This window comes from Amycolatopsis sp. lyj-84, from assembly GCF_046549075.1.
Taxonomy (GTDB): Bacteria; Actinomycetota; Actinomycetes; order Mycobacteriales; family Pseudonocardiaceae; genus Amycolatopsis.
Genome location: NZ_JAJPWO010000007.1, coordinates 317,894 through 335,406 on the forward strand (window position 1 = coordinate 317,894; position 17,513 = coordinate 335,406).

The following is a 17,513-nucleotide window of genomic DNA, read 5'->3' on the forward strand; positions in this document are numbered from 1 at the left end:
CTGGAAGGCAGCTTGCTGCCACGACCGCCACCATCGACACCGTTTGGCTACAGTGATCGCGGATCTCGAGGGGCGGCGGGTTCGGGTCGCCGGAAGCGTGAGGAGTGCGATGCAGCCGTATGGTCAGCCGCCGTCCAAGCCGAGGGCGAACGCCGCGGCGGCGATGATCGCCGGGAGCCTGGCGCTGCTCACCGCCGGGATGCTCGTCTGGTTCGTGCTCTACAACGTCGTCCACGCCAACGGGGCGACCGGTCAGTGGTCCGGCGTGGAGATGCAGAACGTGGCCTTCGGCGTCATCAGCACCGGCGCGCTGGTGGTCACGGCGGGATTCACGTTCGCCCGCAGGATTTCCGGCGCGTGGACACTGTTCGGACTGTGCGCGCTCTTCGCGGTGGCGATGCTCATCGCGGCACCGCTGCTGTGGGGCACGCCCCTCGACGCTCAGCTCAAGTGGATCTTCGGCTTCGACAAGAGCAACGGCGTCGCCATCGCGCTGGCGGTCATCTTCAGCATCCTGACGGCGAGCATGGCGGCGATCGCCGGCAGCGTCAGGTCGTACGAGAAGCCGCGCGGCTAGAGCTTGTCCAGGATCAGCTTCGCGCGTTCCTCGACAGGCCGGTAGCCGGAGCGTGCGGCGAGTTCCAGCGCCAGCTCGCCGTGTGTCCTGGCCTCTTCGAGCTTTCCGAGTTCCAGCAGCGTTTCCGCGAGCCCGGTCCGCGCGGCGGCCTCACACCAGAAGAAGCTGGTCGTCCGCGCGATCGACAACGCGAGCCGCTGATGCTCGGCGGCCTCCTCGGGCAGGCCGAGCCGCAGGCAGACTTCGCCGAGTCCGACGAGTGTCCACGCCTCGGTGCCCCGGTCGCCGATCTTGCGGGTGAGTTCGACGGCTTCGAGCGCGTCCGCGCGGTTCTGCTCGCTCGGGTCGCGCATGCTTTCGAGGACGGCCCGGCCGGACAGGGCAGTGGCCTCGCCGTAGGTGTAGCCGAGTTCGCGGTTGGCCGCGAGCGCGCGGGTGTAGAAGTCGTAGGCGTCGTCGGGCAGGCCGAGATCGCGGTGCACGGTGCCGAGGTCGACCAGCAGCACCGCGACGCTGAACCGGGCGCCGTCCCGTTCGGCGACCGCGAGCGCGCGGGTGAAGTTGGCGAGCGCCTCGTCGAGCTGACCTGTCTGCCAGTACGGGAAACCGAGGTTCGCCAGCGCCATCGAGATACCCGGCATGGACAGCTCTTCGCACAGCCGCAGGGATTCCAGCCCGCAGCGGATCGCCTCCTGCGGATCGCCGAGGCGCTGGTGCACGGCGCTCAAGTTGTTGAGCACGGCCGCGCGACCGGCGTCCCAGCCTTCGAGGAGGTCGCCGCGCAAGGCGCTGGTGAGGTGTTCGCGTGCCTCGTCGTAGCGGCCGCTGTTGACGCAGGCGAGCGCGATGCTCAGATGCATCGCCGCTTGGGCTTGTCCGGCGTCGCTGCGGCGGGCGGCCTTGAGCGCCGTCGAGGCCGTGTCGATCCATTCCGCGTGATGGCCACGCTGGTGGAAGAAGGCGCGGAGCGCGTCGGCGAGGTGCCAGGAGAACTCGGGTGGCCCGTGTTCGGCGCCGTGCTCGACGGCGGCGGCGAGGTTCGGCCACTCGGCGTCGAGCCAGGCCAGCGCCTCTTCGGTGTCGGCGAAGGGTTTGTCCTCCGGTTCTTCGCGCGGCAGGCGAAGAAAATGCGGGATGAGGACGCGGCCCGCGGCGTCGGCGGTGGTCAGATAGCTCTCGAAGAGCCGCCTCTCCGCGGCGTCGCGATCGGACTTCGTGTCCTCCGACAGCGTGCGGCCTGCCGCGAAACTGCGGAGAAGGTCGTGGAACCGGTAGCGCCCCGGGGTGTAGCGCTCGATCAGATGAGCCGCGGCGAGTGCCTTGAGCAGCTGGTTGCCCCGCGTCGCGCCGGTCAGCGCCTGGGCGGCGGAGGCGGTGAACGTCTGGCCCGGGACCAGCGCGAGCCGTCGGAACAGCAGGCGGTGCTCTTCGGGAAGCGCCCGGTAGGAGACGCCGAACGCCGTGGTCACGGCGCTTTCCTCGGCACCGTCGACGGTCAGTTCCGCCAGCGGGTCGCCACCGGCCAGCTCGCGGGCGAATTCGGCGATCTCGGGTTCACCGCTCGCGCCGAGGTTGGCCGCCGCGATCCGGAGGGCGAGCGGGAGATGCCCGCACAGCCGGGCCAGCTCCGCCGCCGCGCCCGCCTCGGCGGCGACGGTTTCGCTGCCGAGCACGGCTTCCAGCAGATGCCGCGCGTCTTCGGCGGGCAGGACGGACAGCGGGAGCGCCCGGGCGCCGGTGCGGGCGATGAGGTCGCCGAGCCGCTGGCGGCTGGTGACCAGGACCGTGCCCGACGGCGGCAGCAACGGCAGCACCTGACCGGTGTCGCGCACGTTGTCGAGGACCAGCAGGACCTTGTTGTCGGCGAGGAGGGAACGCAGGAGCGCGGCCCGCGTGTCGGTGTCCGGCGGGATGGCCTTGGGCGCGGTGCCGAGCGCTTGCAAGAGCTGGGTGAGCGCGACGGCCGGGGTGAGCGGTTCGTGGTCGGGGTCGAATCCGCGCAGGTCGAGGTAGAGCTGCCCGTCGGGGAACGCGTCGCGGACGCGATGGGCCCAGCGGACCGCGAGCGCGGTCTTGCCGACGCCCGCGGTCCCGCTGATCACCCAGATGTCGGTGCCCTCGCCCGCGTGACGGGTCGCCTCGTCGAGCCGCTCCAGCTCGGCCGCGCGCCCGGCGAACCCCCGGACGTCGTGCGGCAGCTGCGCCGGGCGGACCGGCTCGGGTTTGACCGAGGCCGCGGCCGGTTCCAGAGCGGGATCGGCGGCGAGGATGGCGGTTTCGAGTTTCCGCAGCTCCGGCGAGGGATCGAGGCCGAGTTCGGTGCCCAGCCTGTCGCGCAGGGAGCGGAATGCCTCGAGGGCGTCGTCGGTGCGGCCTTCGCGGTGCAGCGCGAGCATGAGCTGCCCGACGAACCGCTGCCGCAACGGCTGCGCGGCGACCAGTTCGATCAGTTCCGCGAGGACCTGACGGCCTCGGCCGAGCCGCAACTGCGCTTCGGCACGATCTTCCAGCGCCGTCCAGCGTGCTTCGTTCATGCCACCGCGGAGCCGCTGGGCGACCTCGCCGCTCACGACGTCGGACAACGCCTCGCCGCGCCACAGCCCGAGCGCCTCGTCGAAGAGGTCGACGGCGGTTTCGTCGTCGGCCTTGCGGGCTTGCGCCGTCAGCTCGGTGAAGCGGTGCAGGTCGACCTCGCGCGGCTCGACCCTGAGCAGGTAACGGGTCCCCTCGGAGACGATCTCCGGCCCGCCCGCGCCGCGGAACACCGCCCGCAGCCGGGACACCAGCGCTTGAACGGTGTTCCGGGCGCTCGCCGGTGGCTCTTCGGGCCACAGCAGGTCGATGATCCGGTCACGCGGTACCGGTTTACCCGCCTCCAGCAGCAGAACCGCCAGTACGAGCCGTTGTTTGGGCGAGCCGAGATCGACCTGACCGTCACCGGCCCACGCCTCGACGGCGCCGAGGACGCGGAACTCCACCCGGCCACCTCCGCCCACCATCGTCAGAGCCTGCAAGCGTAGTGCAAGCGCCCTGCATCCGGCCGCCGCGATAGTTGCCGGGTGTCCACCGAGGACCCGTCGCCGGAACCGTGCCCAACCAACAAGACGGGCAGGACCCCCCATTCGGTTCCGGTACGACGGTGGACACCTTCAACTTGCACAGGCACCGCCTTCTAACGGCGGTGGGGGTTGGGGGTAGTGCCAGCTCGACGTCTTCCCCCGTGTCGTCGGACTGGCGCTTCTTCTTGACTGGGGCTGGGGTTTCTCGTCGCCGTCTTCCGGCGACGTCCTGGGGGATGGGTGGGCGGGCCGCGACCGGCCCGCCCATGCCAGGACTTTCCGCGAGTAGAGGACTACTCGCGCCGCGCGGGGCCGGTGGCCAACGCGGGATCGATCAGGCCGAGCCAGGCGTCCTGGTCGTCGGCCAGCGGATACCGCAACGGAAGCACGTGGAACCGGCAGGCGAACGTCATACCGGTGTCGCCGCCTGTCCCCTCGACACGATGTATCCAGTCATCGGCCGTGCCGGTAGGCGCCACCAGGTGGAAGTAGGTGGTACGGCGTGATCGTCCGGTCTCGGGGTGGGGTTTGTCCTCGGTCGTCAACGCCCGGACGATCGTGACACCGGTCAGTCCGGTTTCCTCGGCGACTTCTCGCAGCACCGCCTTCGGAAGACCTTCGTCAGCCTTGACTCCTCCGGCTGGGACTTGTCGCCCGGCTTTGGGAGCGTCGACGTGCTCGAAGATCAGGAGCTCGGGCCGTGGTAGCGGTCGGATGACGTAGGCCGCGACGCGAATCCTCGGCGGGGAGGTGCTCACGGGATTCTCCTGTCTTCTCGCCAGGTTCCGGCTTGACAAGCATGCCCGCCGTCCTCCACCCTTTCACTACTTAATTAGTGAAAGGGTGTTGCCAGTGGTCACCTTCCACCTGGACAAGGGCTCGGGCGTCGCGACGTACGTCCAGCTCGTCCAGCAGGTCAAAAACGCCCTCCGGCTGGGATTGCTGGAGCCGGGGGACCGGCTGCCGACGGCGAAGGAGGTGGTCGCCGAGCTGGCGATCAACCCCAACACCGTCCTCAAGGCCTATCGCGAGCTGGAGCGAGAAGGGCTCGTCGAGGGAAAGCCGGGCCTCGGCACCTTCGTCCAGAAAACGCTGGGAGGCGCTTCGTTCGCGGAGCACACGCGGTTGCGGAAGAGCCTGGGGGTCTGGGTCCGCGACGCGAGGGAATCCGGTCTGGATCAGGAAGACGTCGAGGCGTTGTTCACCTCGGTGATGGTCGATGGCTTTCGAGGAGAGCGATCCGCATGACCGATAAACCCGTCATCGAGGCCACCGGCCTCGGCAAGAGTTACCGCCGCAAGTGGGCGCTGCGCGACTGCTCCCTCTCCGTCCCGAAAGGACGTGTCGTCGCCCTCGTCGGGCCCAACGGCGCCGGCAAGACGACCTTCCTGCATCTGGCCGTCGGGTTGCTCGACCCGACCGTCGGTTCGGTCTCGATCCAAGGAACCTCCGCGTTCCTCGCCCAGGACAAGCCGTTGTACCCCGGCTTCAGCATCGCCGAGATGCTTGAGTTCGGCAGGCGCCTCAACCCCGGCTGGGACGACGAGTTCGCGCTCAAACGCATCGATTCGCTGCGGCTTCCCTTGAAACACAAGGTCGGCAAGCTGTCCGGCGGGCAGCGCGCGCAGGTCGCGCTCACCCTCGCGCTCGCGAAACGCCCGGACCTGCTGGTACTCGACGAGCCGCTCGCGAACCTCGACCCGCTGGCCCGCCACGAGGTCATGCGCGGGCTGATGGAGGCGGTCGCCGAAACCGGCATGACCGTCCTGCTCTCCTCGCACGTCGTCTCCGATCTGGAGAACACCTGCGACTGGCTGATCGTCCTCAACGGCGGCCGCGTCCAGGTCAGCGGCGACATCGACGAACTCGTCGCCGGGCACCGGATCCTTTCCGTGCCCGCGGAGGAGGCCGACGCGCTGGCCAAACGCGTCGCGGTCGTGGACGAGGCGCGAGCCGGACGGCAGGCGACCGTCTTCGCCCGCACCGGACCGGTCCCGCTCGGTCCACAGTGGACCGAAAGGCCCGCGAACCTGGAGGAGCTCGTCCTCGCCTACCTCCGGCGACCCGAATCCGCGAGCCTGCCTCGCCCGACACTGGCTTCGGCGTAAGGGGCGACGATGCTTTGGCTCACCTACCGCCAGCACCGCATGCAACTCCTGATCACGGCGGGCCTGCTGGTCGTCGTCGGGATCCTGTTGCTGATCAACGGGAACGCCGCGGCGGACAGTCTTGATCCGGCGAAGCTCTTCAAAGACCTGTACACCTACCTTTCCTGGCTGCAGGTCGTGCCGGTGGCGATCGGCGTCTTCTGGGGCGCGCCGCTGGTCGCGGCCGAGTTCGAACGCGGCACCACGAAACTCGCCTGGACCCAGTCGATCTCGCGGTTCCGCTGGCTCGGCGTGAAACTGGGGTTCCTCGCCGTGCTCGCCACCCTGGGCGGTCTCGCGTTCGGCGCGATGATGCAGCGCTGGGTGGAGGTCTTCCCGACCGATCGCGGCGACACGGCCTTCACCAGTCGCTTCGACAATCCCGTCCTGTTCGCGATGACCGGCGTCGCTCCCGGCGCGTGGTGGCTCTTCGGATTCGTGCTCGGCACCGCCGCGGGCGCGCTCCTCCGCAAGACCCTGCCCGCCATCGCCGTCACCATCGCGGTGACCGTCGGCCTGATGATCGGCGTGAGCAACTTCCGGGACTCCTACGCGGAACCCGAGCTCGTCCCCCTGAGTTCGGAACCCACCGGCCGGGTGGTGGAGATGGTCCGGGACGCCGCCGGTGAGATCACCGCGCTCAAGGTCCTGCCGCAGGACTGGTACTGGCGTTTCCAGTGGACCGAAGCCGCGATCCTGACGGGCGTCTCGCTCCTGCTCGTCGTCGCCGCGACCTTCGCCATCCGACGCCGCTCCTAGAAAGGGATATTCCTTGCTCTGGCTCACCTGGCGGCAGCACCGCACTCAGCTGCTCGTCACCTTGGGGTTCCTCGCCGTGCTCTGTCGCGTCCTGCTCATGTCCGCGCAGATCGCCAAGGACGCCTCGAACGGCGAGATCTCCTTGTACTGTCACGGAGGCGGCACCCCGTGCCGCGAGTACGACGCGGGGCTGGAGGATCTCTACCAGAAGATCTACCCGCTGATCGCGATGCTGCCGTTCGTTCCGTTGCTGGCGGGTGTCTTCTGGGGCGCTCCGCTGCTCGCCAGGGAGTACGAGCGCAACACCCATCAGCTCGCGTGGACGCAGTCGATCGGCCGCGGGCACTGGCTGGCCGTCAAGTTCGGCGTCCTCGCCGGATGCGCGACGCTGGCCGGGCTCGCGTCGGGGCAGATGTTCGGCCGGTGGCTGGAACTGTTCCCCGGCAAGGCGCAGACCTTCGTCGAGACGTCCTACTTCGGTGCGGTCGGGATCGCGCCCGCCGCCTGGTGGCTGTTCGCCTTCACCCTCGGTACGGCCGCCGGGGTGCTGGTGCGCAAGACCTTGCCCGCCATCGCGATCACGGTCGCGGTGTTCCTCGCGGCCGCGATCGCCTTGCTCGTCCTGAGGCCGAATTACGCCGAGCCGGTGCGCACGCTCGGTCCCGATCCGGCCGCGACGGGGGCTCTGATCATCGAGGTGGGCAGGGTCGCGCCGGACGGCCGCGAGATGAGTTCGCTGGACGACGTGCCCGGCTGCCCGCTGGGGCTGGGGAAGAGCGAGTGCGCTCTGGCGGCGGGCTATCAGGACTTCACCGTCTACCAGCCCACCAGCCGGTTCTGGCGGTTCCAGTGGACCGAGGCGGGCATCCTGCTCGCCGCGACCGCGGTGCTCGGGGGTGTCGCGGTAGGGGGAACGGTCCGCCGCCGTCGCTGAGACGGCGGCGGACCGAAACCTCAGTCCAGCTGCAGTTCAGGCTGATACAGATCGAACCAGTGGTAGAGGTCCAGCGCCCGGTCGATGCCGGAGCGCTGGGCCGAGGACATCGTCGCCGGGTCCACTTCGGACACCCGGTGCAGCCAGTCCCGGTCCACCAGGGAGAACACCGGGTTGTCCCGTTCGGTCAGGGCCTCCTTGGCCTGCTGCTGCAACGCCGCCGCGTAGCCCGGGTCCTGAGTGGACGGATACGGGCTCTTGACCCGGTCACGCACCGAAGCGGGCAGGACGTGCTTCGTGGCGTGCCGCAGCAGGCTCTTTTCCCTGCCGTCGAACGTCTTCAGCGACCACGGCGTGTTGTAGACGTACTCGACGAGGCGGTGGTCGCAGAACGGCACCCGCACCTCGAGCCCGACGGCCATCGACGCCCGGTCCTTGCGGTCCAGCAGCATCCGCACGAACCGGGAGAGGTGGAGGTTGCAGACCGTCCGCATCTTCCGGTCCTGCTCGCTCTCCCCGTCGAGGTGTTCGACCTGGGCGACGGCGGTGCTGTACTGGTCGGCGATGTAACCGGGCAGGTCCAGCTTGGTCCGGACGTCCTCGCGCAGCAACGCACCCCGCTCGCTGGTGAGCCCCATCCGGAAGGCGAGCCAGGGGAACGTTCCCGAGTTCACCGCGGCTTCGTCGTGGAACCAGCGGTAGCCGCCGAAGACCTCGTCGGCGGACTCGCCGGACAGCGCCACCGTCGACTCCGCGCGGATCGCCTTGAACAGCAGGTACAGCGAGGTGTCCATGTCGCCGAGCCCGGCCGGGATGTCCCGCGCGGTCAGCACCTTGCGGCGGATCTCGGGGTCGCTGAGTTCGGCGGGGTTCAGGATGACGTCCTGGTGCTCGGAGCCGACCAGGTCCGCGACGTCGCGGATGAACGGCGAGTCCGGGGTGTCCCGCACCTCGTCCGGCTGGAAGTTCTCCTCCTGGCCCTGGAAGTCGACCGAGAACGTGCGCAGCCGCTCGCCCTGCTCGGCCAGCCGCGCCGCCGCGAGACCGGTGACGGCGCTGGAGTCGAGCCCGCCGGACAACAGGACGCAGCGGGGCACGTCCGCGATCAGCTGGCGGTGGACGATGTCGGTCATCAGCTCGCGGACCCGCTCGACCGTGGTCTCCTGGTCGTCCGTGTGCTGCTTCGCGTCGAGCTTCCAGTACGTCCGCGTGCGGATCCCGGAACGGTCGACGGTGACGATCGTGCCCGGCCCGACCTCGTACATGCCCTTCCACAGCGACCAGCCCGGCGTCTTGGTCATGGACATCAGCTCGCGCACGCCGTCGGTGTCGACCACCTTGCGCGCCAAGGGATTGGCGAGGATCGCCTTCGGCTCGGAGCCGAACAGGACGCCGTCCGAGGTCGGGTAGTAGTAGAACGGCTTGATGCCCATGCGGTCGCGGATCATCACGAGCTTCTCGTCGCGCTCGTCCCAGATCGCGAAGGCGTACATGCCGTTGAGGTGATCGACGACCTCGTCGCCCCACTCCAGGTAGCCGTGGAGCACGACCTCGGTGTCGCTGTCGGTCTCGAATTTGTGGCCCCGCTGGGAAAGTTCCTGGCGGAGCTCGGTGAAGTTGTACGCCTCGCCGCTGTAGACCATGGCGGCCAGTCCGGCTTCGGCCATCGGCTGCCTGCCGCCCGGCAGATCGATGATCGCGAGACGGCGGTGGCCCAGCGCCACGTTCGGCCGGACCCAGGTGCCCGAGTCGTCAGGACCACGGCACGCCATGGTCTCGGTCATCGCGTCGACGACCTCCCGGCGCTGAGTCAGATCCGTGTCGAAGGAGACCCACCCTGCGATTCCGCACATCGCTACCTCCTGGTGATTAGTTAGCACATACAACTATCCGTAACACTGGTGTAACACGCATCGACCGGCTTGTCTGCCCGAATTGCACGCTCCGTCCGCAGTGCGTCACCGTCTGTGGGACAGGTCACCGGGCATCAAGAAGTCGTAAAGGCACCCGATCGGGGCATCAAGAGGCCGTCAGGCAGAGGTCTCGAAGGCCCGTAACCAGCGCACTGTTGCGAGGTCCTGGTCACCGATGGGGTGACCTGTCCTGAGAGGTGCCTAGTGGCCGACTTGCTCTACGCCGTGCTCCTGATCGGCGTATTCGTGGTTCTCGCTCTGACCCTGCGCGGTCTGGAGAAGCTGTGACCGGCACGGGAACCGTGGCCAACGTCGTCGGCGGACTGCTGGCGCTGGGGCTGATCGTCTATTTGTTCATCGCACTGGTCAGGCCGGAGAAATTCTGATGTCAGACGTCATGGCCGGCCTCTTGCAGGCCGGCCTCCTCCTCGTCGCGCTCGCGGTGGTCTACCGGCCACTCGGCGATTACATGGCGCGCGTCTTCACTGTGTCTTCGATCGAGAAGCACACCAAGGCCGAACGCGGCCTGTACCGCCTGTTCCGGGTGAACCCCGGATCGGAACAGCACTGGAAGACCTACGCGTCCGCCGTGATCGGCTTCTCGTTCGTCTCCGTCGTCTTCCTGTATCTGCTTCAGCGGTTGCAGTCGATCCTGCCGTGGAGCCTCGGCAAGGAACCGGTCTCGCCGGCGGTCGCCTTCAACACCGCCGTCAGCTTCGTGACCAACACGAACTGGCAGTCCTACAGCCCCGAAGCGACCATGGGCCACTTCGTCCAGATGGCCGGGCTGACCGTGCAGAACTTCCTGTCCGCCGCCGTGGGCCTTTCGGTCGCCGTCGCGGTCGTCCGCGGGTTCGTCCGCGCGAAGACCGACCGTCTCGGCAACTTCTGGGTGGACCTGACCCGCGGCACGATCCGGATCCTGCTGCCGATCGCGTTCGTGGCCGCGATCGCACTGATCGCGCTCGGCGTCGTCCAGAGCCTCAAGAGCGGTGTCGACGTCCTCAATCCCGACGGTAGCACCAGCAAGATCGCCTTGGCGCCAGCCGCGAGTCAGGAAGCCATCAAGGAACTCGGCACCAACGGCGGCGGCATCTTCAACGCCAACTCCGCCCACCCCTTCGAGAACCCCAGCGCCTGGACCAACCTGATCGAGATCTTCCTGATCCTGGTCATCCCGGTCTCGCTGACCCGGACGTTCGGCAAGCTCGTCGGCAACACCAAACAGGGCTACGTCCTGCTCTCGGTGATGGCCACGCTGTTCACCGCGATGCTCACGGTGACCTGGCTGTCCGAAGCCCACGCGAGCGGTCCCGCGTCCTTGGCCGCCGGGGCGAACCTGGAAGGCAAGGAACAGCGGTTCGGCATCGGCCTGAGCTCGCTGTTCGCCACCGCGACCACCGGCACGTCGACCGGCGCGGTCAACGGCGCGCACGACAGCTACAGCGGGCTCGGCGGCGGCGGGGTCCTGCTCAACATGCTGCTGGGCGAGATCTCGCCGGGTGGGGTGGGCACCGGTCTTTACGGCATCCTGGTGATGGCCGTGATCGCGATGTTCCTCGCCGGGCTGATGGTCGGCCGGACCCCGGAGTACCTGGGCAAGAAGCTCGGCAAGCGCGAGGTCACCTGCGCGGCCGTCGCCATGCTGGCGATGCCGACCGTGGTCCTGCTCGGCTCCGGTATCGCGCTCACGCTGGCCGACACCCCGGCCGCCATGACGAACTCGGGCGCGCACGGCCTCTCCGAAGTTCTTTACGCCTACGCCTCGGCGGGCAACAACAACGGCAGCGCGTTCGGCGGGCTCACCGTGACGAACGACTGGTTCCAGTCCTCGCTGTCGGTGGCGATGCTGCTCGGCCGGTTCATCCCGATCATCGCCGTGCTGTGCCTGGCCGGATCCCTTGCCTCGCAACGGAAGGTCCCGGAGACCGCGGGCACGCTGCCCACCACCGGACCGCTCTTCGGCACGATGCTCGCGGGCACGATCGTGCTCGTCGCGGCCCTCACCTTCATCCCGGCGCTCGCGCTCGGGCCCATCGCAGAGGCACTCGCATGACCGTCACTCGAGAACGAACCCCTGAAGAACTGTCGCAGCACCAGGTGGAGAACACCGGCCGGGTCGGTGTCGGGATCTTCAGTCCCCGCCAGCTGCTGACCTCCCTCCCGGAGGCGCTGCGCAAGCTGAACCCCAAGCACCAGCTGGCCAACCCGGTCATGTTCGTGGTGTGGATCGGCTCGGCGCTGACGACGGTCTTCGCCGTCACCGACCCGAGCGTGTTCACCATCCTCATCACGATCTGGCTGTGGTTCACCGTCCTGTTCGCGAACCTCGCCGAGGCCGTCGCGGAGGGCCGGGGCAAGGCGCAGGCGGAAACCCTGCGGCGCAGCAAGAAGGAGACCATCGCGCGCCGCCTCACCGAGGACGGCGACGAGGAGAACGTGCCGGGTGCCGACCTGCGCGTCGGCGACCTCGTGGTCGTCGAGGCCGGTCAGGTCATCCCGGGTGACGGCGACGTCGTCGAGGGCATCGCGACCGTCGACGAATCGGCCATCACCGGCGAGTCGGCCCCGGTCATCCGCGAATCGGGCGGCGACCGGTGCGCGGTCACCGGCGGCACCACGGTGCTCTCGGACCGCGTCGTCGTGAAGATCACCACCAAACCCGGCGAGTCCTTTGTGGACCGCATGATCGCCTTGGTGGAAGGCGCTTCCCGGCAGAAGACGCCGAACGAGATCGCGCTGACGATCCTGCTCTCGACGCTCACGATCATCTTCCTGCTCGCCGTCGTGGCGCTGCAGCCGATGGCGGGCTACTCCGGCAGCCAGCAGTCCGTGATCGTCCTGACCGCGTTGCTGGTCTGCCTGATCCCGACCACGATCGGCGCACTGCTGTCCGCGATCGGCATCGCCGGGATGGACAGGCTGGTGCAGCGCAACGTGCTCGCGACGAGCGGCCGCGCGGTCGAGGCCGCAGGCGACGTCTCGACGCTGCTGCTGGACAAGACCGGCACGATCACCTTCGGCAACCGCAAGGCCACCGAGCTGGTCCCGGTCGGAACGTCCACTCCGGACGACATCGCCAAAGCGGCGAGGCTGTCCAGTCTCGCCGACGGCACGCCGGAGGGCCGCAGCATCGTCGAACTCGTCGCGAGGGAGCACGGGCTCCCGGAGACGGCGTCCGACGACGAGAAGCTCGCGGACTTCGTCGAGTTCACCGCGCAGACGCGGATGAGCGGTATCGACATCGGTGAGCGTCAGGTCCGCAAGGGGGCCACCGCCTCCGTCCGGGCGTGGGTCCGCGAACGCGGCGGCGACATGCCGGACGAGACCGAACGGGTCGTCGACGAGATCAGCCAGCAGGGCGGGACCCCGCTGGTGGTCGCGGAGTACGACGGCGCGAAAGCGTTCGTGCGCGGCGTGATCCGGCTGTCCGATGTGGTCAAACCCGGGATGAAGGAGCGGTTCGTCCAGCTCCGCGCGATGGGCATCAAGACCGTGATGATCACCGGGGACAACCCGCTGACCGCCAAGGCCATCGCGCAGGACGCGGGTGTCGACGACTACCTCGCCGAGGCCAAGCCCGAAGACAAGATGGCGCTGATCAAGAAGGAGCAGGAGGGCGGGCGGCTGGTCGCGATGACCGGCGACGGCACCAACGACGCCCCCGCGCTGGCGCAGTCCGACGTCGGCGTCGCGATGAACACCGGGACCTCCGCCGCCAAGGAGGCGGGGAACATGGTGGACCTCGACTCCGACCCGACGAAGCTGATCGAGATCGTGGAGATCGGCAAGCAGCTGCTGATCACCCGCGGCGCGCTGACCACGTTCAGCGTCGCCAACGACCTCGCGAAGTACTTCGCCATTCTGCCGGCGATGTTCACCGGCATCTTCGCCCAGCTCGGCGCGCTCAACATCATGAACCTGGCGACGCCGAAGTCGGCGATCCTGTCGGCGGTCATCTTCAACGCCCTGATCATCGTCGGGTTGATCCCGCTCGCCCTGCGCGGCGTCCGGTACAAGCCGTCCTCGGCTTCGGCCCTGCTGCGCCGGAACCTGCTGGTCTACGGCCTCGGCGGCATCGTCAGCCCGTTCCTCGGGATCTGGCTGATCGACCTGCTCGTCCGTCTCATCCCTGGAATCGGGTAATCCCATGAACGCACTGTTGAAGCAGACCCTCGCCGGGCTGCGTGTCCTACTCGTCTTCACGGTCCTGCTGGGTGTCGTCTACCCGTTGGGAGTGTGGGCGGTCTCCCGGATCCCCGGCCTCCAAGACAACGCCGAAGGCTCGATCATCACCCAGAACGGGCAGGCCGTCGGCTCGTCCCTGATCGGCGTCGACCCGGTCGCGGCCGACCCGGCCAAGGACCCCTGGTTCCACAACCGGCCGTCCGCGGGCTCGAAGGACGCCCTCGGCCCCGGCGACCCGTCGTCGTCCGGCGCGTCGAACAAGGGCCCGTACAACGAGGACCTGGTCGCCGCGATCGGGGAACGCAAGAAGCTCATCGCCGCCCGCGAGGGGGTCCAGGAGTCGCAGGTGCCCGCCGACGCGGTGACGACGTCGGGATCGGGGATGGATCCGGCGATCAGCGTCGCCTACGCGGACCTGCAGGTCGCCCGTGTGGCGCGGAACACCGGCCTCTCCGAGGAGAAGGTCCGGCAGCTCGTGGCGGAGAACACGGGCGGCGCCGGGATCGGTGCGCCGGGGGTCACTGTGCTGAAGGTCAACTTGGCCGTGCGCGACGCGGCCGGAGGAGCACACTGACAGACGTGGACGAGAACACGACCAAGCCGCGCCGGGGCGAGCTGAGGATCTACCTCGGCGCCGCCCCGGGCGTCGGCAAGACCTTCGCGATGCTCGGCGAGGCGCGACGCCGCCTCGACCGGGGCACCGACGTGGTCGTCGGCCTGGTCGAGACCCACGGGCGCAAGAAGACCGCGGAGCTCGTCGAGGGGCTCGAGACCATGCCTCGCCGCCGGTCCGAGCACCGGGACCACGAGTTCGAGGAGATGGACCTCGACGCGCTGCTCGCCCGCGCGCCCGAGGTCGCCGTCGTGGACGAACTCGCGCACACCAACGTGCCGGGTTCGCGCAACGAGAAGCGCTGGCAGGACATCGACGAACTGCTCGCCGCCGGGATCGACGTCCTCTCCACGGTGAACGTCCAGCACCTGCAGAGCCTCAACGACGTCGTCGAGCGGATCACCGGCGTCACCCAGCAGGAGACGGTGCCCGACGAGGTCGTGCGGCGGGCCGAGCAGCTGGAGCTGGTCGACATCACGCCCGAGGCGCTGCGGCGGCGCCTCGCGCACGGCAACGTCTACCCCGCCGAGCGGATCGACGCGGCGCTGGGCAACTACTTCCGCCCCGGCAACCTCACCGCGCTGCGGGAGCTCGCGCTGCTGTGGGTCGCCGACCAGGTCGACGTCGCCCTCCAGCGGTACCGGGCCGAGCAGAAGATCACCGACACGTGGGAAGCACGCGAACGGGTGGTCGTGTCCATCACCGGCGGCCCGGAGAGCGAGACGCTGATCCGCCGCGCGAGCCGGATCGCGAACCGCGCGGGCGCCGAACTGCAGGTGCTGCACATCCTGCGGGGGGACGGGCTGGCCGGGATGGGGCCGACGGCGGTCGGCAAGTACCGGAAGCTGACCGAAGAGGTCGGCGCGACCTTCCACACCGTCGTCGGCGACGACGTGCCGACGGCGCTGCTCGACTTCGCGCAGGGGGTGAACGCGACCCAGCTGGTCGTGGGCACGTCACGGCGTTCGCGGGTGGCGAGGCTGTTCGACGAGGGCATCGGCGCGGCCGTGGTCCAGCGGTCCGGTCCGATCGACGTCCACATGGTCACGCACGCCCAGGCGGGCGGACGGCTGCGCGCCCGGTTCGCCCGGAGCCCGCTGACGCCGTCGCGGCGGCTGTCGGGCTGGGCGCTCGCGCTGGTGCTCCCGGCGCTGGCGACCCTGCTCGGGGTGCTGCTGCGGGACCAGCTGGACTTCTCCACCGACGTGGTCGACTACGTGCTCGCGACGGTGCTGGTCGCGCTGGTGGGCGGGCTCGGGCCCGCGCTGCTCGCGGCGGTGCTCTCGGCCGGGCTGCTGAACTTCTTCTTCACGCCGCCGCTGTACAACCTGACCGTCCACGAACCGCGCAACGTGATCACCCTGGTCGCGATGGTGCTGGTGGCGATCCTCGTCGCGGCCGTCGTCGACACCGCCGCGAGGCGGGCCACCCAGGCCGCGCGGGCGCGGACCGAGGCGGCGCTGCTCGCCTCGTACGCGCGCACCGTGCTCACCCACACCAACCCGATCGAGCGGCTGCTGGAGAAGGTCCGCGAGAACTTCGGGATGACTTCGGTGACCCTGCTGGAAAAGCGGGACGGGAAGTGGAAACGGGTGGCGAGCGCCGGCACGGATCCCTGCGCCGACCCGGATCAGGCCGACGCCGACATCGCGGTCACCGCCGACGTCCACCTGACGCTGCGGGGACGCGCGCTGCCCGCTTCGGACCGGGGAGTGCTGGAAGCCGTCGCCGGGCAGGCGTTGCTCGCGCTGCGGCAGCAGCGGACGGCGAAGGCGGCCGTCCGCGCCGAACGCAAGGCCGAGGCGACCGAACTGCGCACGGCGTTGCTGTCGGCCGTGGGACACGACCTCCGCACGCCGCTGACGTCGATCAAGGCGTCCATCGGCAGCCTGCGCGCGACCGACATCTCACTGTCCGAAGAGGACACGGACGAACTGCTGGAAGCGATCGAGGAGTCGGCGGACCGGCTCGCCGGGCTGATCGACAACCTGCTCGACTCCTCCCGGCTGGCGACCGGCGCGGTCCGCCCGCATCTGCGCCCGGTCGGCTTCGACGAGGTCGTCTCGCACGCCCTGTCCAATGTGGACAACTCGGATTCGGTGGTGGTCGCGATCGACGCGCGGCTGCCGTCGGTCTGCGCCGATCCCGGACTGCTGGAACGGGTGGTGGCGAACGTGATCGACAACGCGCTGCGGCACGGCGTCTCCGGCGAGCCGGTGGCTGCGCGCGCCAGCACGCATTCGGAGCACGTCGAACTGCGCATCATCGACCACGGCAAGGGGCTCAAGAAGGGCACTGCGGACTCGGCGTTCGCGCCCTTCCAGCGGCTCGGGGGAGACCGGGACAACGTGCCCGGCGTGGGACTGGGGCTGTCGGTCGCCAAGGGGTTCACCGAGGCGATGGGCGGGCGGATCCGGGCGGAGGACACGCCCGGCGGCGGGCTCACCGTCGTCATCTCGCTGCCCGCATATGTTGGTCAGGATCCCGAAAAGAACCTCCTCGCTTTCGACGACGAGGCTCTCGACAACGAAGAGGGGGAACGGGTGCGATGAACGCAGAAACCGCGTCGGCGACCGTTCTGGTCGTCGACGACGAACCACAGATCGTGCGAGCCCTGCGGATCAACCTGTCGGCCCGCGGCTACAAGGTGATCACCGCGCACGACGGGACGGCCGCGCTGAAGGCCGTCGCCGAGACCAAACCCGACGTCGTCGTGCTCGACCTCGGCCTGCCCGATCTCGACGGCACCGAAGTGATCGCCGGGCTCCGCGGCTGGACGACGGTGCCGATCATCGTGCTGTCCGCGCGCGGCGACTCGGCCGACAAGGTGCAGGCCCTCGACGCCGGCGCCGACGACTACGTCACCAAACCCTTCGGCATGGACGAGCTCCTGGCACGCCTGCGCGCGGCGGTGCGGCGTTCGGCGGCGTCCAGTGTGGACGGTGCGGACGCGGTGGTGGACACGGGATCGTTCCGCATCGACCTGGCGGCCAAGAAGGTGCGCCGCGACGGCAAGGAAGTGCACCTCACCAAAACCGAATGGGGCGTGCTGGAACTGCTGGTGCGCAACCGGGGACGGCTGGTGGCGCAGAAGCAGCTGCTGCACGAGGTGTGGGGTCCTTCGTACGAGACCGAGTCGCACTACCTGCGGGTGTACCTGGCGCAGCTGCGGCGGAAGCTGGAACCGGAACCCTCGCGGCCGCGGCACCTGCTGACGGAACCGGGGATGGGGTACCGGTTCGAGATGTGAGCGCGGTTTTCGTCCGGTCCTGGATGCTATGAAAGGCCCGTTACTTGCAAATTTTGCAAGTAACGGGCCTTTC

14 protein-coding genes are annotated in these 17,513 nt (G+C 69.0%); 11 read left to right on the plus strand and 3 right to left on the minus strand.

Features of this window, described 5'->3' with window-relative positions:
• The first annotated feature begins 109 nt into the window (after positions 1-109).
• Positions 110-577, plus strand: coding sequence for a hypothetical protein (locus ACLJRM_RS22990; RefSeq protein ID WP_101609709.1), 468 nt, complete (start codon positions 110-112; stop codon positions 575-577).
• On the opposite strand, the gene ACLJRM_RS22995 is transcribed toward ACLJRM_RS22990, so the two are convergent.
• Together ACLJRM_RS22995 and ACLJRM_RS23000 are read right to left on the minus strand one after the other, a co-directional pair.
• A complete protein-coding gene (locus ACLJRM_RS22995; protein WP_233223011.1) occupies positions 574-3,576 on the minus strand; it encodes an AfsR/SARP family transcriptional regulator in 3,003 nt (1,000 codons plus the stop codon). The two genes, ACLJRM_RS22990 and ACLJRM_RS22995, sit on opposite strands and share 4 nt — an antisense overlap.
• Positions 3,577-3,929: 353 nt before the next feature.
• Positions 3,930-4,394 carry an NUDIX hydrolase gene (locus ACLJRM_RS23000; protein WP_410664247.1) on the minus strand — a complete coding sequence of 155 codons (465 nt, stop codon included), beginning with the start codon at positions 4,392-4,394 and terminating at the stop codon, positions 3,930-3,932.
• 94 nt (positions 4,395-4,488) lie between these two features.
• Here ACLJRM_RS23000 and ACLJRM_RS23005 point away from each other — a divergent pair, with 94 nt between their 5' ends.
• From ACLJRM_RS23005 to ACLJRM_RS23020, 4 genes are read left to right on the plus strand one after another with little or no spacing between them, the layout of a single operon-like run.
• A complete protein-coding gene (locus ACLJRM_RS23005) occupies positions 4,489-4,884 on the plus strand; it encodes a GntR family transcriptional regulator (protein WP_410664248.1) in 396 nt (131 codons plus the stop codon).
• On the plus strand, positions 4,881-5,744 hold the full coding sequence (locus tag ACLJRM_RS23010) for an ABC transporter ATP-binding protein (protein WP_410664249.1): 864 nt from the start codon (positions 4,881-4,883) through the stop codon (positions 5,742-5,744). The genes ACLJRM_RS23005 and ACLJRM_RS23010 overlap by 4 nt, the downstream gene beginning before the upstream one ends.
• 9 nt (positions 5,745-5,753) lie before the next feature.
• Positions 5,754-6,542, plus strand: a complete 789-nt coding sequence (locus ACLJRM_RS23015; RefSeq protein ID WP_101609705.1) for an ABC transporter permease — start codon at positions 5,754-5,756, stop codon at positions 6,540-6,542.
• Positions 6,543-6,555: 13 nt separating this feature from the next.
• Complete coding sequence (locus ACLJRM_RS23020) at positions 6,556-7,476, plus strand: ABC transporter permease (protein WP_410664250.1); 921 nt, start codon at positions 6,556-6,558, stop codon at positions 7,474-7,476.
• Between the two features lie 20 nt (positions 7,477-7,496).
• Here the strand turns inward: ACLJRM_RS23020 and asnB are convergent, their stop codons facing one another.
• Complete coding sequence (gene asnB, locus ACLJRM_RS23025) at positions 7,497-9,329, minus strand: asparagine synthase (glutamine-hydrolyzing) (RefSeq protein ID WP_410664251.1); 1,833 nt, start codon at positions 9,327-9,329, stop codon at positions 7,497-7,499.
• Positions 9,330-9,673: 344 nt separating this feature from the next.
• On the opposite strand from asnB, the gene kdpF reads away from it, so the two are divergent.
• From kdpF to ACLJRM_RS23055, 6 genes are read left to right on the plus strand one after another with little or no spacing between them, the layout of a single operon-like run.
• Positions 9,674-9,775, plus strand: coding sequence for a K(+)-transporting ATPase subunit F (gene kdpF, locus ACLJRM_RS23030; protein WP_020630647.1), 102 nt, complete (start codon positions 9,674-9,676; stop codon positions 9,773-9,775).
• A complete protein-coding gene (kdpA, locus tag ACLJRM_RS23035) occupies positions 9,775-11,445 on the plus strand; it encodes a potassium-transporting ATPase subunit KdpA (RefSeq protein WP_410664252.1) in 1,671 nt (556 codons plus the stop codon). The genes kdpF and kdpA overlap by 1 nt, the downstream gene beginning before the upstream one ends.
• Positions 11,442-13,535 (plus strand): potassium-transporting ATPase subunit KdpB, encoded by a 2,094-nt coding sequence (gene kdpB / locus ACLJRM_RS23040; protein WP_410664253.1) that lies wholly within the window; start codon positions 11,442-11,444, stop codon positions 13,533-13,535. Before kdpA ends, kdpB begins: the two co-directional genes overlap by 4 nt.
• A gap of 4 nt (positions 13,536-13,539) precedes the next feature.
• Positions 13,540-14,151 (plus strand): potassium-transporting ATPase subunit C, encoded by a 612-nt coding sequence (locus ACLJRM_RS23045; RefSeq protein ID WP_410664254.1) that lies wholly within the window; start codon positions 13,540-13,542, stop codon positions 14,149-14,151.
• Positions 14,152-14,156: 5 nt separating this feature from the next.
• Positions 14,157-16,742, plus strand: a complete 2,586-nt coding sequence (locus tag ACLJRM_RS23050) for a sensor histidine kinase (protein ID WP_101609699.1) — start codon at positions 14,157-14,159, stop codon at positions 16,740-16,742.
• Entirely contained in the window at positions 16,739-17,440 is a 702-nt protein-coding gene (locus ACLJRM_RS23055; protein WP_101609698.1) for a response regulator, read from the plus strand. Before ACLJRM_RS23050 ends, ACLJRM_RS23055 begins: the two co-directional genes overlap by 4 nt.
• Positions 17,441-17,513: the final 73 nt, after the last annotated feature.